Source organism: Celeribacter sp. (genome assembly GCF_048259695.1).
In the GTDB taxonomy this organism is placed as follows: Bacteria; Pseudomonadota; Alphaproteobacteria; order Rhodobacterales; family Rhodobacteraceae; genus Celeribacter.
Genome location: NZ_JBLXHL010000003.1, coordinates 386,068 through 409,677 on the forward strand (window position 1 = coordinate 386,068; position 23,610 = coordinate 409,677).

The following is a 23,610-nucleotide window of genomic DNA, read 5'->3' on the forward strand; positions in this document are numbered from 1 at the left end:
TACCGCCCCGGAAAAGCATCCCGATTGTTACACCCTGCCCGCGCAAATCACGCGAACGCAGCGCGAACAAAGCGCGAATATGCATAATTTGCAAAGTTGCAAATCCGCCCGAAACACAACATGTAGAGCAAGGAGAACATGGCCTCGGGTGCAAATTGTGATGCGGGAGAATGTTTTCCTTTTGTGATACCTCTCGCCATTTCGCCCGCGCCGCGCTATGTCGTGATCCATGATAAAACTCGACATCTTTCACGACCCGATTTGCCCGTGGTGTTACTTGGGCAAGGCCCGTCTCGACCGCGCAATGGAAGCCCGCCCGAACCATCAGTTCGTGGTGGAATGGCATCCGTTCCAGTTGAACCCCGACATGCCCGCCGAAGGGATGGAGCGGCGGGCCTACCTCGAGGGGAAATTCGGCGGTGTTCAGGGGGCGATTGACGCCTACCGCCCCATTGTCGAAACCGCCGCCGCAGAGGCGCCAAAGGTCGATCTGGGCAAAATCACCCGCACCCCGAATACGCTCGACGCGCACCGCCTCATTCACTGGGCGGGTCTTGAGGGGATGCAGACGCCCATCGTTGCCGCGCTCTACCGCGCCTATTTCCATGACGGGCGCGACATCGGGGATGCCGAAGTACTGTGTGACATTGCCGACAGTATGAGTATGGACGCGAGCCTTGTTGCCCGCCTTTTGGCCACCGACGAGGACGCCGACATGATCCGCGCCCGCGATGCCCATGCCCGCGAGCGCGGCATTTCCGGCGTGCCGCTTTACGTTGTCGCCAATCAACACGCCGTGTCCGGCGCCCAGAATGCCGACCTGTGGATGTCCGTCATCGACGAGTTGGCGCAAAAAGACCTATCCTGAACCGACCGCGCCAAGGGCCGCCGAGACCTGCAATCGCGAAAACCATAGAGAACGCCCATGCCGCGCAGATTAGCCCAACCGGAATTCGTCGCTCTTTTGGCGATGCTCACCGCCACCGTTGCCCTGTCGATCGACGCCATGTTGCCGGGCATTCCGATGATCGCGGCGGATTTGACGCCACAGGATGTGAACCGTGCGCAGCTTGTCCTGACCGCATTCGTGTTGGGGCTCGGGCTTGGCACCCTGATCAACGGGCCGCTGTCGGACCGGTTCGGGCGCAAACCGGTGATCATCGGCGGCCTTACGATCTATGCCGCCGCCGCCGTACTTGCCGCCGCCGCCCCCACATTGGAAACCCTGTTGGCCGCTCGCGTGATTCAGGGACTGGGGGCCGCCGCCCCGCGCGTTGTGGCAATGGCCCTGATCCGCGACCTCTATAAGGGGCGCGAAATGGCGCGGATTTCGTCGTTCATTATGATGATTTTCATTCTGGTGCCTGCGGTTGCGCCCGCCCTCGGCTCATTGATCATGCTCGGATTCGGGTGGCGCGGCATTTTCGGCTCCTTCGTGGTCTTCGCGGCAATCTCCGGTCTGTGGCTGCTCGTGCGCCAAGAGGAAACATTGCCGAAATCAGAGCGCCGCGCCCTGTCCGTGGCGGCCCTGATCGCAGGGACCAAAGAGACATTTTCGCACCGCTCGGTCCAAATCTACACCCTTGTTTTGATGCTTGGCTTTGGTCAGATGTTCGGCCTGTTGTCGTCGATCCAACAGATTTACGGCGAGGTGTTTGACAAGGCAGACAGTTTCCCGATGTGGTTCGCCGCTCAAGCCATGATTTCCGGTGTCGGCACCCTGATGAACGCGAAATTCGTGGTGCGTCTGGGAATGCGCCGCATCGCGCTATCGGCTTATCTCGGCCAAATCGTGATCTCGTCTGTCGTCCTGTTGCTCGTCGGGTCGGGTCTATTGCCCGCCGCCCTGATGTTCCCCGTGTTCTTTGTGTGGTCGGTCTCGGTGTTCTTTATGGCGGGCGTAACCTTTGGCAACATCATCGCGCTGTCACTGGAACGGTTGGGGCATGTCGCGGGGATCGCCTCGTCCTTGGTTCAGGGGGTATCCACCATCGGTGCGGTCCTCATCGCCGCGCCCATCGGTCTGGCGTTTAACGGCACAATCATCCCGCTGACCGTTGGCACATTGGCGTGCTCGGCTGCGGCCTACGCCCTGCTGCGCCGCACCATTGACACGAACGAAGATTAGGTTTTCTATTTCTTTTTAGGGGTCTGAGCGGCGACTTTCGCGTGCCGCGCGAGGTCTTGCGCAATGGAAAACGCGCCTTTGATCTTGTCACGATCATTCGCCCAGTCGCGGCGCACGATGATCTTGTTGTCCTTGACCTTGGCCTGCCCCTTTTGGTCCTGAATGAAATCCACAAGGCCCACAGGGTTGGCAAATTTGTCGTTGTGGAACTGAATGGTCGCACCTTTCGGTCCGCCATCAAGGCGTGCAATACCGGCGGCACGGCATTTTTCCTTTATGCGAACAACAAGCAGCAAGGTATTGACCTCTTTGGGTAATTTGCCAAACCGGTCAATCAGCTCCGCCGCAAATCCTTCCAATTCCACTTTGGTGTGCAGGCCGGACAGGCGACGATACAGCCCCAACCGCACATCAAGGTCGGTTACATAAGTCTCTGGAATCAAAACAGGAACGCCCAGATTGATCTGGGGCGCCCATGCGCCGTCATCGTCAAGCGTCACGCCCTCCTGACCCGACTTGATCTTGGCAATCGCCTCTTCGAGCATGGATTGATACAGCTCGAACCCCACCTCTTTGACGTGGCCCGATTGCTCCTCGCCCACCAGATTGCCCGCCCCGCGGATATCGAGATCCTGACTGGCAAGCGTAAAGCCCGCGCCAAGCGTATCCAGAGACCCCAGAACCCGCAGCCGCTTGCGGGCGGTGTCGGTCAGCGGTGCGCGAGGCTTGGTCGTCAAATAGGCATAGGCACGGGTTTTGGCCCGCCCCACACGGCCACGGATTTGATAGAGTTGCGACAGGCCGAACATGTCGGCACGGTGGATCACCATCGTGTTGGCGGTCGGAATATCAATACCGCTTTCCACAATCGTGGTGGCCAACAGCACGTCATACTTGCCGTCATAAAAGGCGTTCATGCGATCATCCAACTCGCCCGCCGCCATTTGACCATGGCCCACCACAACGCTCACCTCGGGCACATGGTCCTTGAGGAACTGTTCGATCTCGGGAATGTCGTTGATGCGTGGCACGACAAAGAACGACTGGCCGCCGCGATAATGTTCGCGCAAGAGCGCCTCGCGGATCGTCACCGTATCGAACTCGCTGACATAGGTGCGGATCGCCAGACGGTCGACGGGTGGTGTACCGATAATCGACAGATCACGCACCCCCGTCATCGACATTTGCAGGGTCCGCGGGATCGGCGTCGCCGACAGGGTCAGGACGTGGATGTTGGATTTCATCGACTTCAGGCGCTCTTTATGCGTCACGCCGAACCGCTGTTCTTCATCGACAATCAACAGGCCAAGGTCATGAAACCGCACGTTTTTCGCAAGCAACGCATGGGTGCCGATCACAATGTCGACCTCGCCGGTCGCCAGCCCTTCGCGGGTTTTGGCCATCTCTTTCTGGCTCACGAACCGCGACATCGGCCGCACGTTGATCGGGAAGCCACGGAAGCGGTCGGCAAACGAGCGGTAGTGTTGCCGCGCAAGCAGGGTGGTCGGCGCGATCACCGCCACCTGTTGGCCGCACATCGCCGCGACAAAGGCCGCGCGCATTGCCACTTCGGTTTTGCCAAACCCGACATCCCCGCACACGAGGCGATCCATCGGGAGGCCCGCCTCCAGATCGTCGAGCACATCCTCGATCGCTTTGAGTTGGTCCTCGGTTTCGTCATAGGGAAAACGGGCGCAAAAGGCCTCCCACATATCGTCGGGCGGCACCAGAATATCGGCTTTGCGCAACTGGCGCTCGGCGGCGATGCGGATCAGTTTCTCCGCAACCTCACGGATGCGTTCCTTGAGTTTTGCCTTTTTGGACTGCCACGCGCCACCGCCCAGTTTGTCGAGCATCCCCTCGTCATGGCCATAACGGCTCAGGAGTTCGATGTTCTCAACGGGTAGATACAGACGGTCACCACCGGCATATTCGAGCAAAAGACACTCATGCGCCGCCCCCAAAGCCGTGATGACCTCAAGTCCGCGGAAAATCCCGACACCGTGGTCCACGTGGACAATGAGGTCGCCCGCCGAAAGTGCGGAATGTTCGGTCAGGAAATTATCGGCCCGCTTTTTGCGGCTCGGGCGGCGGATGAGGCGGTCGCCCAACACATCTTGTTCCGAGATCACCGTGACCTGTTCACCCGTCCCTGTCGGGGCATCGAACCCCTCGTCGAGCGGCCAAATGGCGAGGAACACGCCGCCCTTGCCCGATGGCACATCGCGCCAATCGGAGATGAGGGCGGTGTCCGTCAGATCCTGATCCTCAAGCAGCGCCTGAAGGCGGTCGCGCGCGCCCTCGGACCACGAGGCCATGACAACATGCCCGACCTCGCGTTTTGCCGCAATGTGGTCGGACAAACTTTCGAAAAGGTTCAGTTTTTCCTGTTGGCGCTCTGGTGCGAAATTGCGTCCGACGCGGCCTCCCGCATCAATCACGCCCGGTCCCGTGGCCTGCGCCGAGGGGTGGAAATGCAGCACGCGGCGCCCGGCAATCTCGGCCTCCCACGCGGCATCATCCAGATAAAGTTGCGCCGGCGGACAGGGTTTATAGATGCTATCAAGCCGCTTTTTCGACGTCATCGCCTCGCGGCGGCTGTCGTATTGATCCGCGATCCCCTCCCACCGTGCCAAACGGGCGGCGGTGGTGTGATCGTCGAGTGCAATCGTGGCCTCGGGGGTGTAGTCGAACAGCGTGGCGAGGTGGTCGTTGAAGAACGGCAGCCAATGCTCCAGCCCTGCGTGTTTTTTGCCCGCTGACACCGCCTCGTAGAGCGGATCATCGGTCCCCGCCGCACCAAATTCAATGCGGTAGGTCTGGCGAAACCGCGTGATGGCCGCCTCGTCGAGAATGACCTCGCACACGGGCGTAAAGGTGATCGCGTCAAGCGTCTCGGTGGTGCGCTGTGTCGCGGGATCAAACCGGCGCAACCCGTCCAGTTCATCGCCAAAGAAATCGAGCCGCACCGGCATTTCATGGCCCGGCGGAAAGACATCGATAATGCCGCCACGAATGGCGTAATCGCCGTGCTCGACCACCGTGGGGGCCTGTGTGAACCCCATGCGCACAAAGAAGCCGCGCAGCGCCTCCTCGTTGACCCGCTGACCTTTGCGCAGCGAAAACGCCGCACCCTCCAACGTCTCTTTGGGCGGCACGCGCTGTGTCGCGGCGGCCAGTGTCGTGAGCAGGACATAGCGTTTGGGCATCGCGCCATGGGCCAAAGCGGCCAAGGTTGCCATACGGGCGGCGGACACATCGGCATTGGGCGAGATCCGATCATACGGCAGGCAATCCCAGGCGGGAAAGTCGACCACAGGCAGGTCGGGCGCAAAGAATGCCAGTGCCGATTTGAGCGCCGCAACCCGTTTGTCATCGCGGGCGACATGAATCACGGGCGCATCGGATTTGGCCACCTCGCGGGCAAGCAAAAAGGCGTCAAAGCCCTCTGGAGCACCGCCGATTTGCACATGTGCGGTGTTGGATTTGGATGCCGTTGCCATCACGGTCAACCGCCAAGCGGCCCCGTGACGATGTTTTGGGACATGCCCCACATCGCGGTGATAAAGATGAACAGCATTCCGATGATCTGTGTTTTGAGGCGGTGACGGCGCAACGTGTTCACAAGATCATCCCCGCGCGGCGCCTCGACGATAATCCGCTGTGCCGTACGCACATTGAGATAGAAAACAATCGTCATCGGAAAGGCCATCAGAAAGACAGCCTGCGCGAACTCCACATCGTAAAACACACCCAGACCGAACAAAATCGTCAGCCCTCCCGTTGCGATAGCGACAATCACAAGGCCGGAAATTTCGGCAATACTGCCCAGGCGGTTGACGTTGATGCGCACCAGATCCTCGAGGTCCTGCATCCGCTCGCCGCCCAATTTTTGCGCCTTTTGCGCAAGATCGAACGGCACGCCGAGGACAAAATGAGAGGCCGTGGACCATAGCACGGCCAAGGCGATCCAATACCACAGATTGGAAAAGGATCGCATGTCGATCACTTCGAAAACGGTTTGCCAGATGTTCACTGTCGCTGCTCTTTTGGGCATGTCAAAGGTCGGTTTTTTGCCGACTGGGGGACACTAGCGCGGCTGCGCGGCGATTCCTACCCTTGATGAACGGCAAAAACCGTGTCACCCCGTTGCACGAGTTCAATAATCACGTATCGAGAGCCGCCATGACCCGTTCCACTGCCCCGTTTCCGCTGACCCGACTGCGCCGCACCCGCAAGATGGATGCCATTCGTGGCATGGTGCGCGAAAACGCATTGCAGGTCACGGACCTGATCTGGCCGGTATTTGTGCGCGAGGGCGTCGATGACGCCACCCCCATTCCGTCGATGCCCGGCGTTGAACGCCTGACAATCGACCGGTTGGTTACAGCCGCGGTGGAGGCGCACGCCCTTGGCATTCCTGCGATTTGCCTGTTTCCCTACATCGAGCCGGATCTGAAAACCGAATGTTGCGCGGGCGCATGGGATCCCGACAACCTTGTGAACCGCGCCATTCGCGCGATCAAAGCGGCGGTGCCGGAGCTTGCGATCATGACCGATGTGGCGCTTGACCCCTACAACATCAACGGCCATGACGGTTTTGTCGTCGAGGGCGAAATCGTCAACGACATGACCGTCGAGGCGCTTGTCAAAATGGCGGTGGCACAGGCCGAGGCGGGCGCGGACATCATCGGGCCGTCCGATATGATGGACGGGCGCATCGGCGCTATTCGCCGCGCGTTGGAAACCGAAGGCTACGACACCGTCACGATCATGTCCTATGCCGCCAAATACGCCTCCGCCTTTTATGGCCCGTTTCGCGATGCGGTGGGCGCGTCGGGCGCACTCAAGGGCGACAAGAACACCTATCAAATGGACCCCGCCAATTCCGACGAGGCCATGCGCCTGATTGAACGCGACCTGTTGGAGGGCGCGGATATGGTCATGGTCAAACCCGGCATGCCCTATCTCGACATTTGCCGCCGCGTCAAAGACACCTTTGGCGTGCCGACCTTTGCCTATCAGGTGTCGGGCGAATACGCGATGCTCAACGCCGCCGCGGCAAACGGATGGTTGGACCGTGACAAGGTCATGATGGAAAGCCTGATGGCGTTCAAACGCGCGGGCTGTAACGGCATTTTGACCTATTTCGCCGTTGACGCGGCCCGCCTGCTTAAGGGGTGATGCGCCGCACCGCGCAGGGCAAGGGGTCGGCAAACCTCCTCCTAAGGATGCACCGGCGCGGATAAAGCAATGACAGCGCATGAAAATTGCGCCATAATAACCGCCAAAGAGCCAGGAGAGCTCGCAATTGACAGCAGATAAAGGGCAGTCCCATGACAAATTTCCCCCGCCGGACCTTTTTGACCGGACTTGGTAGCGCCGGTCTTTTGACCGCCTGTGGCAATGGTATGAGTTCCAATGGCAGCTCGGTGATTGACGCCCGCGTTGACCGGACCTTGAACGAATTGTATTCCAACTACCCCGGCACCAGTGATCTGCGCGATAAATCCGTGGGCCAACTGGTGATGCCACTCGTGACCGAGGCCGGTTTCGGCATTGGCGGCTCATACGGGCGTGGCGCCTTGCGCGTAGGCGGTGCAACGGTGGATTACTATTCCTCGGCACAGGCCTCTTTCGGCATCCAGATCGGTGCACAGCAATATGCGCACGTCCTGTTCTTTATGACGCAGCAAGCCTTGCAAGATTTCCGCAATTCACCGGGTTGGGCCGCAGGGGCCGATATCGAATACGCAATTGCCAACCGTGGCGAGGAAATGTCAGCCGAAACAACGACACAGCTGTCGCCCGTTATCGGCGTGGTGTTCGGTCAGGCGGGCTTGCGTGCAGGGGCCACCGTCGAAGGCACGAAATACACGAGGATCATCCCGTAAGGGTTTGATATCCGAACTTAAAACAAAAGCCCGCCGGTCTGGCGGGCTTTTTTGTGTCGCACTGGCGTTGCCTCGCACGGGTGCGGCGCCTGTCCGGCTAGGGCAAGGCCTCCTCGAGCACACCATCCGCAGTCATTTGCGCATAGAGCAACCCCTCACGCAAACCCCGATCCGCCACCGACAGCCGGTCCGTGGGCCAGACCCGCAACAGCGCCTGAAGGATGGCCGCCCCCGACATGATCAGCGCCTGACGGTCGCGCCCGATACGCGGGTCATTGCGCCGCCCCACAGGGCCGAGGTGCAAATAGTCACGGATCACACTGTCAATCTGTTCGGAGGACATCCGCAGCCCGTCGACCTTGTTGCGATCATAGCGCCGCAAGCCGAGGTGCGAGGCCGCCACGGTCGTCACCGTGCCTGATGTTCCGATGATCTGAAACCCGTCCCGGGCGGGTTCATTGGCGTAAGGTGTGAAATCCGCAAGCTTTTCCTCAAAGAACCACGACATCAACGCAAAGCGCGCACTGTCGTCTTCGACATCGGAAAACTGCTCCATCAGGGTGGCAACCCCCAAAGGCACGGAAATCCAGTCGACCACTTTGGCATGGGGGAAAATGCTGCTTTCGGTCGGCTTGAACCCCGTATGAAGCCGCATGATCGCCCGCGGGCGGTCGGCCTTTGGCACCGCACTCAGGTCAATCCAGACAAGTTCGGTTGACCCGCCGCCGATATCCACCACCAACAATTGCTCGGTCATGGTCGAGACAAGCGGCGCACAGGAAATCACCGCAAGCCGCGCTTCTTCCTCGGGTTTGATGATTTCGAGCTGTAGCCCCGTCTCGCGCTGCACCCGGCGCAAAAAATCGCGCGAGTTTTTGGCGCGACGACAGGCTTCGGTCGCCACAAGACGCATCCGCGTCACATTATGCTTGTCGAGTTTCTTGCGACAGACCCGCAACGCCTGAATCGTGCGGGTGATAGACCCACGCGACAAACGGCCAGAGGCCTCCAGTCCGTTCCCCAATTGGACGGATTTGGAAAAGCTGTCGACCACATGAAACTGACTGCCCTTTGGTTGGGCAATCAACATGCGGCACGAATTAGTGCCGAGATCGAGAGCCGCATAAAGCTCTTCGCGATCTGCGGTTTGAGGCACGGGTGGCTCAACCGGTTTCGGGAACGCGCCCGCACCTGTGGGACGCTTGGGCGCCATAGTACGCCCTCCATTTCGAGTTGGGATCACCCTACGCGTGCTTGTGCCCCCTCGCAAGGGATCAGATGGCCCGCGTTCATAAACGTGATGAAGATTTTTCCGATACCAAGCCCTTTCCCCCAATGTCCGCTTGGCCTAAGTCTGTCTCTCGACAATAAGGGCCGAGACACATGACCGATATGACCATCATCTACTGGCGCGATATTCCCGCCCAAGTGCGCGTGGGCCGTGGCCGCCGCGCCGCGCGTGCGGTGTTGCCCGAACGGTTCGAACAGGCCATCGACCGTGTGGCCATGCGCATCGGAGCCACCGATCAGGACGCCTATATCGCCGAGTGGCGCGATGTGGTGGTCGTGGTCGACGGTGAGGGTCAGGAGGCCGTAGACGCCAAGGTGGCCGAACTTGACGCCGCCTATGACAAAGAGCGCCTGATCGCGCTTGTGAACAATGACGGGCATGCGCCCGCGTAAATTCCGCACAACTTTCGCAAAGGCCAAGCGCCCGCGTTCAAAGGACACATGACATGACCCGCACAGTGATCGAGAGCAAGACCAAGACCGTCGTCATCGGCTTTGACGAACCGTTTGCCGTCATCGGCGAGCGTATCAACCCGACGGGGCGCAAGAAACTCGCCGCCGAACTGGAGCTTGGCGATTTCTCCACCGTCGAACGCGATGCGATCGAACAGGTCGCCTGTGGCGCCAACATCCTCGATATCAATTCGGGTGCTGTGTTCTCCAACAAAATGGCCGAGGATCCCCGTTACGCCGACAACAACTTTGTCGAGCCGCCCTTGATGCGTGACCTGATTGCCCGCGTTCAGGCCATTGTCGACGTGCCTTTGTGCATCGACAGCTCGGTGCCCGATGCGCTTGAGGCCGGTCTGGAGATGGCCGAGGGCCGTCCGCTTTTGAACTCGGTGACGGGCGAGGAAGAGCGCCTTGAGCGGGTTTTGCCCCTCGTCAAAAAATACAACGTCCCCGTTGTGGCGATTGCCAATGACGACACAGGGATTTCCGAGGACCCCGAGGTCCGCTTTGCCGTGGCCAAACGCATCGTGGAGCGCGCCGCCGATTTCGGCATTCCCGCCCATGACATCGTTGTGGACCCGCTCGTGATGCCCATCGGTGCAATGCGCACGGCGGGCCAACAGGTATTCACACTTGTACGCCGCTTGCGTGACGAATTGGGCGTCAACACCACCTGCGGCGCGTCCAACGTCTCGTTCGGCCTGCCACAGCGCCACGGGATCAACGCCGCCTTTCTGCCGATGGCGATTGGCGCGGGCATGACATCGGCGATTATGAACCCTGTGCGATTGCAGGAAATGGAGGCCATCCGTGCGGCCAACCTGCTCATGAACCACGACCCCGATGGCGCGAAGTGGATCGGCTTTAGCCGTATTATCGACGCAGTGGCCGAGGGTGCAACCTTTGCCGAGGCCTCCACGGCGGCAGCCACCGCAGGGTCCGGTGGCGGGCGGCGCGGTGGCGGACGGCGCCGCCGGTAATCCCGGTTCGGGTCAACACCACAGAGAAAGGGAGCGCATAGATGACACGGTTAATCGCCTTGAACAAACCGTTCGATGTGCTCTCCCAGTTCACCGACAAAGGATCAGAGGGCAGCACACGCCGCACGCTCTCGGATTTTGTCGACGTGCCGGACGTCTACCCCGCCGGACGGTTGGACCGCGATAGCGAGGGCCTCTTGCTATTGACCGATGACGGACGTCTGCAAGCCCGCATTGCCAACCCGAAATCCAAGATGCCAAAGACCTATCTGGCACAGGTCGAAGGCAACATCGACGCCGCGGCGATTGCGGCGCTGTGCCGTGGTGTGCCGCTCAAGGACGGTCAAACCCGCCCTGCCCGCGCCACCCGTATCGACGCCCCCGACTGGCTCTGGCCGCGCACGCCGCCGGTGCGTTACCGCAAATCGGTCCCCGACAGTTGGGTGCAATTGACCATCACCGAGGGCAAGAACCGACAGGTGCGGCGCATGACGGCGCATGTCGGGTTTCCGACCCTGCGCCTGATCCGTGTGGCCATCGGGCCATATACACTCGACGGGATCGACAGCGGCGCATGGCGCGACGCCGATCCACGCAACGCATGGGATACGCTATGAGCAGCTCACAAGATCCACTGGTGGTTTTCACCCCGTCCGGCAAACGCGCCCGCGTCCCTGCGGGCACCTCCGTGTTGGAGGCCGCGCGCTCGATGGGTGTGGACCTTGATAGTGTCTGTGGCGGTCGCGGGATTTGTTCGAAATGTCAGGTGCAACCTGCCTTTGGCGACCACTCCAAACACGGGATCAGCGCGTCTGAGGATGCGCTGAGCGGGGTCAATTCGGTTGAGGAACGCTACGACCGTGTGCGCGGGCTCAAAACGGGACGGCGGTTGGGCTGTCAGGCCTGTATTCAGGGCGATATCGTGTTGGACGTGCCGCCCGAAAGTCAGGTCCACAAACAGGTGGTGCGCAAGGCCGCGACCACGCGCCATATCGAAATGGACCCCGCAACCCGACTGTATTATGTCGAGGTCGACCCCGCCGATATGCATGCCCCCACGGGCGACTGGGAACGCACGCAGGCCGCGCTTCTGGCGCAGTGGTCCATTACGGACGTCACACTCACCCTGCCGATGCTCGCCAAACTACAGGCCGCGCTGATCGCCGCCGAATACAAAGCCACATTGGCCATCCACACCGCCCGCGACGGCGCGACGCAAGTCATCGGCGTCTGGGCGGGCTTTGCAGAACCTGCGCTCTATGGCTTGGCCGTGGACCTTGGCTCAACCACCATTGCGGCCCACCTCACCGATCTGGTGACGGGCGAGGTCAAGGCCTCGGGCGGGGTGATGAACCCGCAAATCCGCTTTGGCGAGGACCTGATGAGCCGCGTGTCCTACGCGATGATGAACGCGGGCGGCGCGGGCGAGATGACCCGCGCGGTGCGCGAGGCGATGAACACGCTCGCCGCCGAACTGGCGACCGAGGCCGGCCTCACCACGGGTGACATTTACGAGGCGGTGTTCGTGATGAACCCCGTCATGCACCATCTGTTGTTGGGCCTTGATCCCACGCCCTTGGGTCAGGCGCCGTTTGCGCTTGCGACCAATTCGGCGCTTGATCTGTCGGCCGATGCCATCGGGTTGGCCTTTGCCGATGAGGCGCAGGTCTATATCCTGCCGCTGATTGCGGGCCATGTGGGCGCGGATGCCGCCGCTGTGGCGCTGTCGGAAGCCCCGCAAAAAGTCGATCCACTTACGTTGATCGTCGATGTCGGCACCAATGCCGAGATCATTTTAGGCAATAAATCCCGTGTCTTGGCCTGTTCATCGCCCACCGGCCCCGCCTTTGAAGGCGCGCAAATCTCAAGCGGTCAGCGTGCTGCACCGGGGGCAATCGAGCGCGTCGAAATTGATCCCGTCACCAAAGAGCCACGGTTCAAGGTGATCGGCTGTGACCTTTGGTCCGATGACCCCGACTTTGCCACGCAAACCGCCGTATCAGGCGTCTCGGGCATCTGCGGGTCGGGCATTATCGAGGCCGTGGCCGAAATGCGCATGGCGGGTCTGGTCGACGCCAACGGGCTGATCGGATCGGCCGGGGCCACAGGCACAGAGCGATTGCGCCCTGCGGGCCGCACCCATTCCTATTTGCTCCATGACGGCAGCACCGAGGGCGGCAGCGTCATCGAAGTGACCCAAGGCGACATTCGCGCCATCCAACTGGCCAAATCGGCGCTCTACGCAGGTGCGCGGTTGCTGATGGATGAATTTGGCACCGATGAGGTCGAGCGCGTGGTGCTTGCGGGCGCATTTGGCGCGCATATTTCGCCCAAACACGCGATGGTTCTGGGCATGATCCCCGATTGTCCGCTCGCGCATGTCACATCGGCGGGCAACGCGGCCGGAACCGGCGCCCAAATCGCGCTGTTGAACGTGGCCGCGCGGCGCGAGGTCGAGGCTCTGGTCCACGAGATCACCAAGATTGAAACCGCCATCGAGCCGCGATTCCAGGAGCATTTCGTCGCCGCAAATGCCATCCCCCACGCCACAGCGCCGTTTGCGGGGCTGCGTGCGGTGGTGCGCCTGCCCGATCCTGATTTCAACGCGGGCGGAGGCGGCGGACGCCCGCGCCGTCGCGCAAAACGCGGATAAAAATCGGCAGCGGGACGCTTTTTTTGACGCGCCACGCCGCATATCCCTTGACCCTCTCGCGGGGTTTGACTACCTGTCTGCGCATGAGCGGGTATGGTGAAAAGGTATCACGGCAGCTTCCCAAGCTTTAGTTACGGGTTCAATTCCCGTTACCCGCTCCAACCGGTTTCCCCACATAAACCTCCCGACCTGATCCGATCAGGATGCGACGCAACGTTTTGCTGTTGCGTGACGAAATGGCGGGCCAAAGTGGGCGCGACAAACGGGAGAGAGACCACGATGAGCGATCCATTTCTAGATATGGCCCGAACCGAACTTTTGGAGCGCCTCAAGGCGGTCGGATTTGAAAAATCCGTGTCGATGCGGGTCACGGATATTGGCAATATCTACATCCTTGGCCACGACGCGCAGATTTCCGATGAACGGGCGGACGCGGCGGTGATTGCCTCGCAAGAGACCTTTACCAAAATCCTGCACGGGACGTTGCACCCGATGAAAGCGGTGATGTTCGGCAAGCTCAAGATCGCAGGGGATGCCAAAACCGCCATGAAATTCGGCAGCCTGTTCGGGTAGCCGGTTCCCTCGATACCTGCGCACAAAAAAGGGCAGAGGCACATCGCCCCTGCCCTGAATTCAGTGCAATCTCTTGGGGTTACACTTTGAGGAACTCGATCAGGTGATGGGTTGAGCCATCCTTGTCCGAGCCGCTTTTGTTGCCTGACAAAACAGGCTGCAACGCAAGCGCCAACTCTTTGCCAAGCTCCACGCCCCATTGGTCGAACGAGTTGATCCCGAGGATCACCCCCTCGACAAACACGCGGTGCTCATAAAGTGCGATGATCTGACCCAACACGAACGGCGTCAGCAATTCATAGGCCAAGGTGGTCGAGGGGCGGTTTCCGGGGAAAACACGGTGGGCCGCCTGACGGTCCAGTTCGGCGCCCTCGAACCCTTTGGCGGCCATCAACGCACGCGCCTCGTCCATCGAGCGGCCCCGCATCAGCGCCTCGGATTGGGCCAGACAGTTCGAGACGAGCAATTCGTGTTGGTGGTCCAGATGGGTCTCGTGACCGAATTTTCCGACCATAAATTCGCACGGGATCACCCGCGTGCCTTGGTGGATCAACTGGTAAAAGGCGTGTTGGCCATTTGTCCCCGGCTCGCCCCAGACAACGGGGCCGCTATGATAGGGCAACTCTTCGCCATCCATCGAGACGCGCTTGCCGTTGCTTTCCATTTCCAACTGTTGGAAATAGGCGGGCAGACGCACGAGGCGTTGCTCATAGGGCAAGACCGCGCGGGTCGCATGGCCACAGATCTGGTTGTGCCACACCCCCACAAGAGCGAGCAGCATCGGCAGGTTGTCTTTGGGTGCTGCGGTGCAAAAATGCACGTCCATCGCCTGCGCGCCACGCAGGAATTCGGCAAACCGCTGTGGCCCGATGGCAATCATCAAGGACAGGCCAATCGGCCCCCAAAGCGAATAGCGACCGCCCACCCAGTCCTCGAACCCGAACACCAGATCGGGATCAATGCCAAAGGCGGCGGTTTTGTCCTTGGCGGTGGACAGGGCGGCGAAATGTTTGGAAATACCTTCCTCGCCGATATGCGCGACAAGCCAGTCACGCGCGGTTTGCGCGTTGGTCATCGTCTCGATTGTCGTAAAGGTTTTGGAGGCGACAACAATCAGCGTGGTCTGCGGGTTCACACGGGCCAGAATGTCATGGATATGGGCGCCATCGACGTTGGAGACAAAGTGACAGTTCGGGCCATCGACATAGGGTTTAAGCGCCTCATAGGCCATCACAGGGCCAAGGTCGGACCCGCCAATGCCGATATTCACGATGTTTTCAAAGGGCGATCCCGACACGGATGAAATGTCGCCGCGCCGTACGCGGTCGGCAAAATCATCCATACGCGCCAGAGTGTTGCGCACTTCGGGCATCACATCTTTGCCGTCGACAACCACCGGACCACCGTCAAGGTTGCGAAGCGCGGTGTGCAACACGGCGCGGCCTTCGGTGTCGTTGATCTTTTCACCCGCGAACATCGCATCACGTTTTTCGGCCACACCCGCCTGATCAAGCAGCGCAAGAAGCGCCTCACGCACCGGTGCGTCGATGTTGGTTTTGGCATAATCGAACAACAGCCCGTCGACCGAGGCCGAAAAGGACGTGGCGCGCGTTTTGTCCGCATCGAACAGATCAAGCATTTGACGCGATCCAACCGAAGTATGGAGGGCTTTCAAAGCGGAAAAATCAACGGGCATATAGCGGTCCTAACGTTCATCAAGGTTGTGGTAGGTGACTTACGATAAAAGTGTTACTAGGGGCCAAACAACCCGAAGTTATTTCTACGCAGGTCGGTATTCGGTCTTCAGCGGTGTAATTGGTGCGATGTCGCGCAGAGATCTGCGCGTCACGGCGCCCAATGCACGGTGGCTTGGGACAAAAACACCGACACGGGTGCCTCCATCGGCGACAAGGTTGCGGCACGTTCCAACGCGGCGCGTTTTTCATCGCCCGTAATCAGGATATGGGTCGACATCGCGGATTTCAACGCCTTGGCGGACAGGGTAATCCGCGGTTCCGGCGCATTCGGCGCCCGCATCGCCAAAAGCGTTGGCGCATCGGCGGACAGACCCAATTCCAACTGATCGGCCTCGGGAAACAGGCTTGCGGTGTGCATATCCGCGCCCATGCCCAACAGCAAAACATCGAGCGGCAATGTCGCCTCGACGGCGGCCATCAACCCGTCCAACCCCTCCTCGGGTGTTGGTGTATCGGCGTAAAGCGGGACAAGCGTGGCCCGGGCGGCCTCGCCCACCAACAGGCGCTGTTTGAGCAAGGTGGTGTTGGAGCGCTCGGAGGTTTCAGGCACCCAACGTTCGTCATTGAGCAACACGTCCACACGGTCCCAGTCAAGCGACACCCCCGACAGCGTGTCAAACACCGGACCCGGCGTTGTCCCGCCCGGAACACACAGCGACGCGCGGTCGTTCACCTCAAGGGCGGCGCGCAGCTCACCGGCGATTTTATCCGCAAGATCAAGCAGTAGCGCCTCGCGGTCAGGGTATTCTACGATGTTCATTCCTTGATCTCCCGCCACCGGCGTCCCTCGCGATGCAGCATCATGGCCGCATCTTCGGGTCCGTTGGAATAGGCATCATAAAGTTTTGGCACATCGTTACGCGCCTCCCAACCATTGATCAACGGATCGGTCCATGCCCATGCCGCCTCGACCTCGTCGCCGCGCATAAACAGCGTCTGGTTGCCACGGATCACGTCCATGATCAGCCGCTCGTAGGCGTCCGGAATGTCGTCGGCCTCTTCGCCCAAAGCATCGGCAAAGCTCATATCAAGCGGCACATCAATCAAACGCATCCCGCCCGGACCCGGCTCCTTGATCGTCACCTTGAGGGTCATGCCCTCATTGGGCTGCAAGCGAATGGTGAGCACGTTGGCATGGCGCCCTGCGTCCTCGCCGAAAATCGAGTGCGGCGCATCTTTGAACACCACGGCGATCTCGGAGGTACGGGCCTTTAGCTTTTTACCGGTGCGCAGGTAAAACGGCGTGCCGGCCCACCGCCAGTTGGAAATGAGACAGCGCAGCGCGATATAGCTTTCGGTGCGTGAGCGCGGGTCGCCCGCATCATCACGGTAGCTCGGCTCATCGTCTTTGGCGTCATACTGGCCGCGCACAATATGGTGGTGGTCGATATCGTCCAGAGCGCGGATAACTTTGAGCTTTTCGTCACGCACGGAATCCGGTTCGAACCGTGAGGGCGGTTCCATCGCGATCAGGCACAGAAGCTGCATCAGGTGGTTTTGCACCATATCGCGCATTGCACCCGATTTGTCGTAATATTCGCCACGCCCACCGACGCCAACGGTTTCGGCCACGGTGATCTGGATGTGGTCGACGTATTGCGAATTCCAAAGTGGCTCGAACAGGATATTGCCGAACCGCACGGCCATCAGGTTTTGAACCGTCTCTTTGCCCAGATAGTGGTCGATGCGGTAAATCTGTGTCTCGTCGAAATGCTCGGCCAGAACAGCGTTGAGGGCCTTGGCACTGGCAAGATCGCGGCCAAAGGGTTTTTCGACCACAATGCGGCTCTCGTCATCGGCGATTTTGAAATCGTGCAGACGCTTGGCCAAATCACCGAACAGGCTCGGAGCCACGGAGAAATAGAACGCCTTGACCACGCCGTCGCGCATCAGGTCGCGCAGTTCGCTCCAACCGCCCTTCCCCTTTGCGTCGATGGTGACATAGTGCAGGCGCTGCAAAAACGCGCCGATCTTATCGTCATCGCAATCGTTCTTTTTGGCGAATTCCCTGATCGCGTCACGGATCATGTCGCGGTAGGCGTCGCTGTCCATATCCGAACGGGCCGCACCAATGATACGCGCCTCTTCGGGCATCTGCCCCGAACAAAAGCGGCGGTACAGGCCAGGAAGGATTTTGCGCCGCGCAAGGTCGCCCGTGCCGCCAAAAATCACGAGGTCGAAATCATCAACCGGAATGACACGTGAAACCATCGTTCGTCTCCCATTTGCGGGGCGCGATGTGCCGCGTCCGTCCGCTTATGCGTTGTATGTCTAATGCGCCCGAACCGCCGCAAAGCGGATGAGTTAGCGCTAACGACAGCCGTTTACCCTCGTGACAGACCAAAGTCTAGCTCCCGCGCACCCTCTCACACCCTTGAGATCAAATAAACCTGTTTTCACGTTGTCGTGGGACACGCGGTGCCGGCTTTCCATCATCCGCCCGATCTTTTACGGTCCGGATTTTACCGTCTGGCGAAACGCATGAGGCACCGATGAACGAGACAGCTACAGATCCCGCAGCCCCCGTCACTGCCAACATCGGAAAATTCCAACACGCCGATGTGACCGCCGATGGCAGCGCCCGCGCCCGTGTGGCCTTTAGCGATCCGCAAACGATCTGGTTCAACACCGGCACGCTGTGCAACATTACCTGTGTGAATTGCTATATCGACAGCTCCCCCACCAATGACGCGCTCGTCTATATCACCACCGACGAGGTCAACGCCTATCTGGATGAATTGGACGGCCTGTCGTGGTCGGTGCGCGAAATCGCCTTTACCGGTGGCGAGCCGTTCATGAACCCCGAGATGTGCGCAATGGCGCGGGCCGCATTGACGCGGGGCTACGAGGTTTTGATTCTCACCAATGCCATGTTGCCGATGATGCGCCCCACGGTGCGCGAGGATTTACGCGCCCTTCAGGCCGACTATGGCGACAAGCTCACGCTACGGGTGTCGCTCGATCACTGGTCCGAGGCCGCCCATGACGCGATGCGCGGCACGGGCAGTTTCAAACGCACGATCGCGGGCATGGACTGGCTGCGCGATCATGGCCTGCGCATGGCCGTTGCCGCGCGGTCGCTCTGGCATGAAACCGACGCGCAAACACGGGCGGGATTTGCCGCCCTTTACGCGACAAACAACTACAACATAGACGCGCAAGACCCCGCCATGACTGTTATTTTTCCGGAAATGGACGAAAGCGTCGAGGTGCCGGAAATCACCACCGCCTGTTGGGGGATTCTGGATAAATCACCACAAAGCGTGATGTGCGCGTCGAGCCGCATGGTGGTCAAGCGCAAGGGCGAAGCCCCGTCCGTGGTCGCCTGTACGCTCCTGCCCTATGACCGCGCCTTTGATCTTGGCGCGACACTGGACGGGGCGACGCGCGATGTGGCGCTCAACCATCCGCATTGTGCGAAATTCTGTGTCCTGGGTGGCGCGTCCTGTTCGGCGTGATCTCCCGAAAACTGCCAGAACACATGGCCCTGAAACGACAAAAGCGCACCCGAAGGATGCGCTCTTTCAATGAGTTCGCCTTTGATCCGTCGACTTAGCGGCGGCGGTCGTCTGTGCGGATCCGGATCGCAGCCCGCTCTTCACGCACCGGAAGGATATAGGACACAGCGGCCAGTGCAGCGAGTGCGAGAGCGGTCAGTGTGATAAATTCCATCGGGTATCCTCCGTTTGATGTGATCGAACGGTAGCACTCCGCAGTGCAGCGTCAAGGCGATCTTTCGATTTCGGTTAAAATTGGACCTTTTTATGCCGCAACGCCGCAAACCCAAGCAAAAAACCGCCTGAACCGCGTTATTCGTAGCCCAATTTGCTGCGCAAAAACGCCAAAGCCACCGACAGACCCTCGGGTGCGATTCCATGCGCCGTGCCACGATCAATATGGGCAAACACCTCTTCGAACCCTGCCGATTGCAGCGCCTGGGCGGCCTCGGGCAGCGATTGTGGTGGTACCACATCGTCCTCGTCACCATGCACCAAGAGCACCGGAAAGGTCACGCGCGCGTCATCGACAAGCAACTCGGGCTCCAAAAGGCGCCCCGAAAAGCCCACAACCGCCGCCACCGCATCCTCGCGGCGCGGGGCCACATGCAGTGCCATCATCGTGCCCTGACTAAAACCGACAAGCGCCATCTGGTCAGGCTCAAGGTCATAATCAACCAGAATATTATCGAGGTAATCGTTCAGTTCATCGACCGCACGCAGCATCCCGTCACGGCTTTCTTCCTCCGATGAGCCGTCAATCCACGGGATCGGAAACCATTGGAACCCCATTGGATTTCCTGTGCATCGTTCGGGCGCATCGGGGGCCAGAAACACGGTATCGGGAAGGTGCTCGGCCAGTGGATCGGCCAGACCCAAAAGATCGTTCCCGTCCGCGCCATAGCCGTGCAGGAACACCACCACATTGGACACCCGTCCCGACTGGCTGTCGCGTGTTTTGCTGTCTAGATTTGCCATTACCGTATTCCCTCGCGTGTTTTCTCGACATGGTAGTAGGCCCACAAAAGCCGCGCTGCAACCGCTCTCCACGGCGACCACGCGGCGGCCATCTCGCGCATGGCCCGCTCTTTGGGGCGCTCGGGCAGATCAAACAGCATTCGCGCACTTTCCTGCAACGCCAGATCACCCGGGGCAAAGACATCGGCATGGCCAAGCGAGAACATCGCGTAAATCTCCCCTGTCCAGGTCCCGATGCCCGACACCCGGGTCAGGGTGGCGATGACCTCATCGGTGGGCGCATCGCGCAACCGTTTGAAATCAATACGTGCCGCGGCGAGCGCCTTGGCATAGCCGATCTTTTGACGTGACAGGCCGCAGGCGCGTAGATCATCGTCACTGGCCCACATGATTTTGCGCGGCCCCGTGAGTTTGGCCGCTTTGAGCCGTTTCCAGATGCCATTTGCGGCGGCCACGGAGATTTGTTGGCTGACAATCGCGGACAACAGCTGCTCGAACCCGTCGGCGCGGCGTCGCAACGGCAGCGGCCCTGTCTTGCTCAAGGCAGAGGCAAACCGCGGCTCAACTGCTGCCAGATATGCCGCCCCTTCGGCGACACAGGCCTCTGTCTCGATGATCCTCACGCACCCGCCCTCATAGCGCCCTCATAGGGTCAGCGCCCATTCGAGCGCATCCAGAAGCTGTTCGCGCCGCGTGATCCCGTCGGGGCCTTTGGGGCGGGCAATCATCGCCACCGACATCCCACAGGCCCGCGCCGCGTCCAGTTTCGCACGACCCGCCGCCCCTCCGGCGTTTTTGACCACAAGCCAGTCGGGCTTGAGGTCCGTAAACAGCACCTGTTCGTCCGCTTGCGAAAACGGCGGGCGGCCAACGATCCAGTCGCCACGGGGCAGTGGAAACGGCGCGTCCGGTGCATCAATCACCCGCGCCCAGATGGCACTATGCTCGAGATGCGTCATGTCGCCCACGCTTTGACGCCCTGTGGCCAGAAAGATCCGTTTGCCGCGCGGGATGACACGCGCCAGATCCGCCACGTCCGCGGCCTCGTGCCATGTGTCGCCCTGACGCGACAGCCACATCGGGCGTTCATAGCGCAGATACGGCACGCCGCGCGCCGCACATATCCGCGCGGTGCGTTCGGTGATGCGGGTGGCAAAGGGGTGCGTGGCGTCAATGACGGCCGTGATCCCCGCAGCGTCGAGATAGGCGCAAAACCCGTCCGCGCCGCCAAATCCGCCCACGCGGGTCTCGACAGGATAGGCAACGGGATCGCGCGTCACCCCCGCAAGCGAGGCCACGCACGCCACATCGTGTGCGGCCAGATACCCCGCCAGATTTCGCGCCTCTGTCGTGCCTGCCAGTAAAAGGATCATGTCTGTGCCGTGCCTGTGCCTGATGTTCCGATAATTGCCCCCTTGCGGTCGATCACCACAATGTCAAAGGCCATGCCATGGCCGCCGAACCGTGCCTCGATGGCCGCAAGCGCATGTTGCGCCACGAGATTGGCGAAGTCCGCCCCTTTGGCCTCGTAAATCTCGAGCGCGGTATTGGCCTGCGCCAGATCCGGATCTCCCAGACGCGCCGCCCAAAGCGCCATGTCCACTTGCGAGCGTTTTGAGTGCAGATCAATCTCGCCCTGCGCCAGTTTCGCCAGTTTGCCGATGCCGCCGCCGATGGTGACGCGGGCCACGGGGTGTTTGACGAGGTATTTGAGCATCCCGCCCGCGAAATCGCCCATATCGAGCATCGCCCCCGCGCTTAGCCCGTGATGCGCCTGAACCACCCGCTCCGATGTCGCTCCCGTACAGCCCGCCACATGGGTCAGCCCCTCGGCGCGGGCGACATCGACACCGCGGTGGATCGACGCAATCCACGCCGCACACGAAAACGGGCGCACAACACCGGTGGTGCCAAGCACGCTCAAACCGCCCTTGATCCCGAGGCGCGGGTTCCACGTTTTCGCGGCAATCTTGTCACCGTTCGGGATGGAGATCGTAATCTCGACATCCGGCGCCTGACCAAATCGCGCCGCCATATCCATGACCTCGCGTGTCATCATCTCGCGCGGCACGGGGTTGATTGCGGGCTCACCCACCCCGATCGGCAGACCCGCCTTGGTCACCGTACCCACGCCCGCGCCGGCTTTGAACGTCACGCCGCCCGTGGAGACCGCGACACGGGCGCGAATCTCTGCGCCATGCGTCACATCGGGATCGTCGCCTGCGTCCTTAATGATACCCACCTCGGCCCACCCGTCACCGCGTGCGGTATACGACAGCGCAAATCGGGGCCGCTCGCCTTTGGGCAGGGTGATGCGCACCGTGTCGGGAAAACCCGCCCCCCATAGCGCATGCAGAGCCGCCCGCGTCGCCGCGGTGGCACAGGCACCCGTGGTCCACCCACGGCGCAACGGTTTCGGGTCATCAGGCGCGTTTTGCATCATTGCGCGACTATATCGTGCGGTTTGCGCAAATGACCACGCTGTTTTTACCACAACCGCACCGCCGCCACTTTCCACGTCGCGACCCTCACGCCATAAAGACACAATGAGCGAATCGACATTGACCCTGCCGTCTGGTGACTGGCCTGAATTACTGCCCGGATGGGTGTGGCTGTGTGGTGCCGGTCCGGGGGATCCCGGGCTGTTGACCCTGCACGCCGTTCACGCGCTGCGTCAGGCCGATGTGATTGTCTATGACGCGCTCGTGGCGCCTGTGATCCTTGAGTGGGCGCGGGCGGATGTCGAGAAAATCTACGCGGGCAAACGCGGCGGCAAGCCCTCGGCCAAACAGGTCGATATTTCCCTGCGTCTGGTCGATCTGGCCCGTGCGGGCAAACGGGTGCTGCGCCTCAAGGGCGGCGATCCGTTTGTGTTCGGGCGCGGCGGCGAAGAGGCCCAGACCCTCATTCAACACGGGGTTCCCGTGCGCATTATCCCCGGTATTTCGGCAGGGATCGGCGGCTTGGCCTATGCGGGCATCCCCGTCACCCACCGCGATGTGAACCAGTCCGTGACCTTTGTGACGGGCCACGATCAACGCGGCGAGACCCCTGACAGCCTTGATTGGGAGGCGCTATCGCGCGCCTCGGGCGTGTTGGTCATCTACATGGGGATGAAACACGCCCCCGCGATCCGCAGCGGCTTGCTTGGCGCGGGACAGCGCAGCGAGGACGAACCCGTGGCCATCGTGTCGCAGGCCACCACACCCGAGCAAAAGGTTCTCGAAACCACCCTTGGCACCATGCTCGACGACATCGCCGCAACGCGGATGGAACCGCCCGCGATCATCTGTGTCGGGCGCAATGTCTTGATGCGTCAAGTCCTTGACTGGCAAGCGTTAATGCGCGGCGAAGCCCCTCGCAACCTCGATCCTCTGGGGCGCGGAAAACCCGCCGAAGAACGCTAG

Annotated in this window: 21 protein-coding genes and 1 tRNA gene; 12 read left to right on the forward strand and 10 right to left on the reverse strand. The window is 60.7% G+C overall.

The genetic code is table 11. The features are described from left to right. Positions 1 to 229 precede the first annotated feature (229 nt). Positions 230 to 868: a DsbA family oxidoreductase gene (locus ACN0Q0_RS07715; RefSeq protein WP_417242805.1), complete on the forward strand. Its 639-nt coding sequence runs from the start codon at positions 230 to 232 to the stop codon at positions 866 to 868. A gap of 57 nt (positions 869 to 925) precedes the next feature. After that, positions 926 to 2,128 carry a multidrug effflux MFS transporter gene (locus tag ACN0Q0_RS07720; RefSeq protein WP_417242806.1) on the forward strand — a complete coding sequence of 401 codons (1,203 nt, stop codon included), beginning with the start codon at positions 926 to 928 and terminating at the stop codon, positions 2,126 to 2,128. 5 nt (positions 2,129 to 2,133) lie between these two features. On the opposite strand, the gene mfd is transcribed toward ACN0Q0_RS07720, so the two are convergent. Continuing rightward, positions 2,134 to 5,631: a transcription-repair coupling factor gene (mfd, locus tag ACN0Q0_RS07725; protein WP_417242807.1), complete on the reverse strand. Its 3,498-nt coding sequence runs from the start codon at positions 5,629 to 5,631 to the stop codon at positions 2,134 to 2,136. A gap of 5 nt (positions 5,632 to 5,636) precedes the next feature. Further along, the gene (locus ACN0Q0_RS07730) at positions 5,637 to 6,164 is read right to left on the reverse strand and encodes a component of SufBCD complex (RefSeq protein ID WP_417242808.1); all 528 of its coding nucleotides are present in this window, start codon (positions 6,162 to 6,164) and stop codon (positions 5,637 to 5,639) included. A gap of 149 nt (positions 6,165 to 6,313) precedes the next feature. Between ACN0Q0_RS07730 and hemB the strand changes: the two genes are divergently transcribed. Both hemB and ACN0Q0_RS07740 read left to right on the forward strand, forming a co-directional pair. Beyond that, entirely contained in the window at positions 6,314 to 7,312 is a 999-nt protein-coding gene (gene hemB / locus ACN0Q0_RS07735; protein WP_417242809.1) for a porphobilinogen synthase, read from the forward strand. Positions 7,313 to 7,464: 152 nt separating this feature from the next. Beyond that, the gene (locus ACN0Q0_RS07740) at positions 7,465 to 8,022 is read left to right on the forward strand and encodes a YSC84-related protein (RefSeq protein WP_417242810.1); all 558 of its coding nucleotides are present in this window, start codon (positions 7,465 to 7,467) and stop codon (positions 8,020 to 8,022) included. Between the two features lie 97 nt (positions 8,023 to 8,119). On the opposite strand, the gene ACN0Q0_RS07745 is transcribed toward ACN0Q0_RS07740, so the two are convergent. Next, positions 8,120 to 9,235 (reverse strand): Ppx/GppA phosphatase family protein, encoded by a 1,116-nt coding sequence (locus ACN0Q0_RS07745; protein ID WP_417242811.1) that lies wholly within the window; start codon positions 9,233 to 9,235, stop codon positions 8,120 to 8,122. A gap of 170 nt (positions 9,236 to 9,405) precedes the next feature. On the opposite strand from ACN0Q0_RS07745, the gene ACN0Q0_RS07750 reads away from it, so the two are divergent. The 6 genes from ACN0Q0_RS07750 to ACN0Q0_RS07775 all read left to right on the forward strand — a co-directional run bounded on the left by ACN0Q0_RS07750 (position 9,406) and on the right by ACN0Q0_RS07775 (position 13,971). Then, positions 9,406 to 9,705 carry a virulence factor gene (locus ACN0Q0_RS07750; RefSeq protein WP_417242812.1) on the forward strand — a complete coding sequence of 100 codons (300 nt, stop codon included), beginning with the start codon at positions 9,406 to 9,408 and terminating at the stop codon, positions 9,703 to 9,705. A gap of 53 nt (positions 9,706 to 9,758) precedes the next feature. Continuing rightward, on the forward strand, positions 9,759 to 10,745 hold the full coding sequence (locus ACN0Q0_RS07755) for a methyltetrahydrofolate cobalamin methyltransferase (protein WP_417242813.1): 987 nt from the start codon (positions 9,759 to 9,761) through the stop codon (positions 10,743 to 10,745). Positions 10,746 to 10,786: 41 nt separating this feature from the next. Next, positions 10,787 to 11,362, forward strand: a complete 576-nt coding sequence (locus ACN0Q0_RS07760; RefSeq protein ID WP_417242814.1) for a pseudouridine synthase — start codon at positions 10,787 to 10,789, stop codon at positions 11,360 to 11,362. Then, entirely contained in the window at positions 11,359 to 13,398 is a 2,040-nt protein-coding gene (locus ACN0Q0_RS07765) for an ASKHA domain-containing protein (RefSeq protein WP_417242815.1), read from the forward strand. Before ACN0Q0_RS07760 ends, ACN0Q0_RS07765 begins: the two co-directional genes overlap by 4 nt. A gap of 87 nt (positions 13,399 to 13,485) precedes the next feature. After that, positions 13,486 to 13,559, forward strand: a tRNA-Gly gene (locus tag ACN0Q0_RS07770). A gap of 118 nt (positions 13,560 to 13,677) precedes the next feature. Then, entirely contained in the window at positions 13,678 to 13,971 is a 294-nt protein-coding gene (locus ACN0Q0_RS07775; protein ID WP_417242816.1) for an SCP2 sterol-binding domain-containing protein, read from the forward strand. Between the two features lie 79 nt (positions 13,972 to 14,050). Here ACN0Q0_RS07775 and pgi read toward each other — a convergent pair whose 3' ends face one another. The 3 genes from pgi to zwf form a co-directional block, all read right to left on the reverse strand. Continuing rightward, entirely contained in the window at positions 14,051 to 15,667 is a 1,617-nt protein-coding gene (gene pgi, locus ACN0Q0_RS07780) for a glucose-6-phosphate isomerase (RefSeq protein WP_417242817.1), read from the reverse strand. Between the two features lie 149 nt (positions 15,668 to 15,816). After that, positions 15,817 to 16,488: a 6-phosphogluconolactonase gene (pgl, locus tag ACN0Q0_RS07785; RefSeq protein ID WP_417242818.1), complete on the reverse strand. Its 672-nt coding sequence runs from the start codon at positions 16,486 to 16,488 to the stop codon at positions 15,817 to 15,819. After that, positions 16,485 to 17,939 carry a glucose-6-phosphate dehydrogenase gene (gene zwf / locus ACN0Q0_RS07790; protein WP_417242819.1) on the reverse strand — a complete coding sequence of 485 codons (1,455 nt, stop codon included), beginning with the start codon at positions 17,937 to 17,939 and terminating at the stop codon, positions 16,485 to 16,487. Before zwf ends, pgl begins: the two co-directional genes overlap by 4 nt. Positions 17,940 to 18,220: 281 nt before the next feature. Between zwf and ACN0Q0_RS07795 the strand changes: the two genes are divergently transcribed. Next, a complete protein-coding gene (locus ACN0Q0_RS07795) occupies positions 18,221 to 19,186 on the forward strand; it encodes a radical SAM protein (protein ID WP_417242820.1) in 966 nt (321 codons plus the stop codon). A gap of 351 nt (positions 19,187 to 19,537) precedes the next feature. Here ACN0Q0_RS07795 and ACN0Q0_RS07800 read toward each other — a convergent pair whose 3' ends face one another. The 4 genes from ACN0Q0_RS07800 to ACN0Q0_RS07815 are packed head-to-tail and all read right to left on the reverse strand — an operon-like array spanning position 19,538 to position 22,643. After that, on the reverse strand, positions 19,538 to 20,203 hold the full coding sequence (locus tag ACN0Q0_RS07800) for an alpha/beta hydrolase (protein WP_417242821.1): 666 nt from the start codon (positions 20,201 to 20,203) through the stop codon (positions 19,538 to 19,540). Further along, a complete protein-coding gene (locus ACN0Q0_RS07805; RefSeq protein ID WP_417242822.1) occupies positions 20,203 to 20,826 on the reverse strand; it encodes a DNA-3-methyladenine glycosylase family protein in 624 nt (207 codons plus the stop codon). Before ACN0Q0_RS07805 ends, ACN0Q0_RS07800 begins: the two co-directional genes overlap by 1 nt. 21 nt (positions 20,827 to 20,847) lie before the next feature. Continuing rightward, complete coding sequence (locus ACN0Q0_RS07810) at positions 20,848 to 21,576, reverse strand: cobalt-precorrin-6A reductase (RefSeq protein WP_417242823.1); 729 nt, start codon at positions 21,574 to 21,576, stop codon at positions 20,848 to 20,850. After that, positions 21,573 to 22,643 carry a cobalt-precorrin-5B (C(1))-methyltransferase gene (locus ACN0Q0_RS07815; RefSeq protein ID WP_417242872.1) on the reverse strand — a complete coding sequence of 357 codons (1,071 nt, stop codon included), beginning with the start codon at positions 22,641 to 22,643 and terminating at the stop codon, positions 21,573 to 21,575. The genes ACN0Q0_RS07810 and ACN0Q0_RS07815 overlap by 4 nt, the downstream gene beginning before the upstream one ends. 106 nt (positions 22,644 to 22,749) lie before the next feature. On the opposite strand from ACN0Q0_RS07815, the gene cobA reads away from it, so the two are divergent. Continuing rightward, positions 22,750 to 23,610 carry a uroporphyrinogen-III C-methyltransferase gene (gene cobA, locus ACN0Q0_RS07820; protein WP_417242824.1) on the forward strand — a complete coding sequence of 287 codons (861 nt, stop codon included), beginning with the start codon at positions 22,750 to 22,752 and terminating at the stop codon, positions 23,608 to 23,610.

Coding starts and splice junctions, on each gene's coding strand:
- ACN0Q0_RS07815 (WP_417242872.1), bottom strand. CDS start 22,643: ATGCAAAACGCGCCTGATGACCCGAAACCGTTGCGCCGTGGGTGGACC.
- ACN0Q0_RS07745 (WP_417242811.1), bottom strand. CDS start 9,235: ATGGCGCCCAAGCGTCCCACAGGTGCGGGCGCGTTCCCGAAACCGGTT.
- ACN0Q0_RS07795 (WP_417242820.1), top strand. CDS start 18,221: ATGAACGAGACAGCTACAGATCCCGCAGCCCCCGTCACTGCCAACATC.
- mfd (WP_417242807.1), bottom strand. CDS start 5,631: ATGGCAACGGCATCCAAATCCAACACCGCACATGTGCAAATCGGCGGT.
- ACN0Q0_RS07740 (WP_417242810.1), top strand. CDS start 7,465: ATGACAAATTTCCCCCGCCGGACCTTTTTGACCGGACTTGGTAGCGCC.
- ACN0Q0_RS07755 (WP_417242813.1), top strand. CDS start 9,759: ATGACCCGCACAGTGATCGAGAGCAAGACCAAGACCGTCGTCATCGGC.
- ACN0Q0_RS07720 (WP_417242806.1), top strand. CDS start 926: ATGCCGCGCAGATTAGCCCAACCGGAATTCGTCGCTCTTTTGGCGATG.
- ACN0Q0_RS07810 (WP_417242823.1), bottom strand. CDS start 21,576: ATGATCCTTTTACTGGCAGGCACGACAGAGGCGCGAAATCTGGCGGGG.
- ACN0Q0_RS07715 (WP_417242805.1), top strand. CDS start 230: ATGATAAAACTCGACATCTTTCACGACCCGATTTGCCCGTGGTGTTAC.
- ACN0Q0_RS07800 (WP_417242821.1), bottom strand. CDS start 20,203: ATGGCAAATCTAGACAGCAAAACACGCGACAGCCAGTCGGGACGGGTG.
- hemB (WP_417242809.1), top strand. CDS start 6,314: ATGACCCGTTCCACTGCCCCGTTTCCGCTGACCCGACTGCGCCGCACC.
- ACN0Q0_RS07775 (WP_417242816.1), top strand. CDS start 13,678: ATGAGCGATCCATTTCTAGATATGGCCCGAACCGAACTTTTGGAGCGC.
- ACN0Q0_RS07765 (WP_417242815.1), top strand. CDS start 11,359: ATGAGCAGCTCACAAGATCCACTGGTGGTTTTCACCCCGTCCGGCAAA.
- ACN0Q0_RS07760 (WP_417242814.1), top strand. CDS start 10,787: ATGACACGGTTAATCGCCTTGAACAAACCGTTCGATGTGCTCTCCCAG.
- ACN0Q0_RS07750 (WP_417242812.1), top strand. CDS start 9,406: ATGACCGATATGACCATCATCTACTGGCGCGATATTCCCGCCCAAGTG.
- pgi (WP_417242817.1), bottom strand. CDS start 15,667: ATGCCCGTTGATTTTTCCGCTTTGAAAGCCCTCCATACTTCGGTTGGA.
- pgl (WP_417242818.1), bottom strand. CDS start 16,488: ATGAACATCGTAGAATACCCTGACCGCGAGGCGCTACTGCTTGATCTT.
- cobA (WP_417242824.1), top strand. CDS start 22,750: ATGAGCGAATCGACATTGACCCTGCCGTCTGGTGACTGGCCTGAATTA.
- zwf (WP_417242819.1), bottom strand. CDS start 17,939: ATGGTTTCACGTGTCATTCCGGTTGATGATTTCGACCTCGTGATTTTT.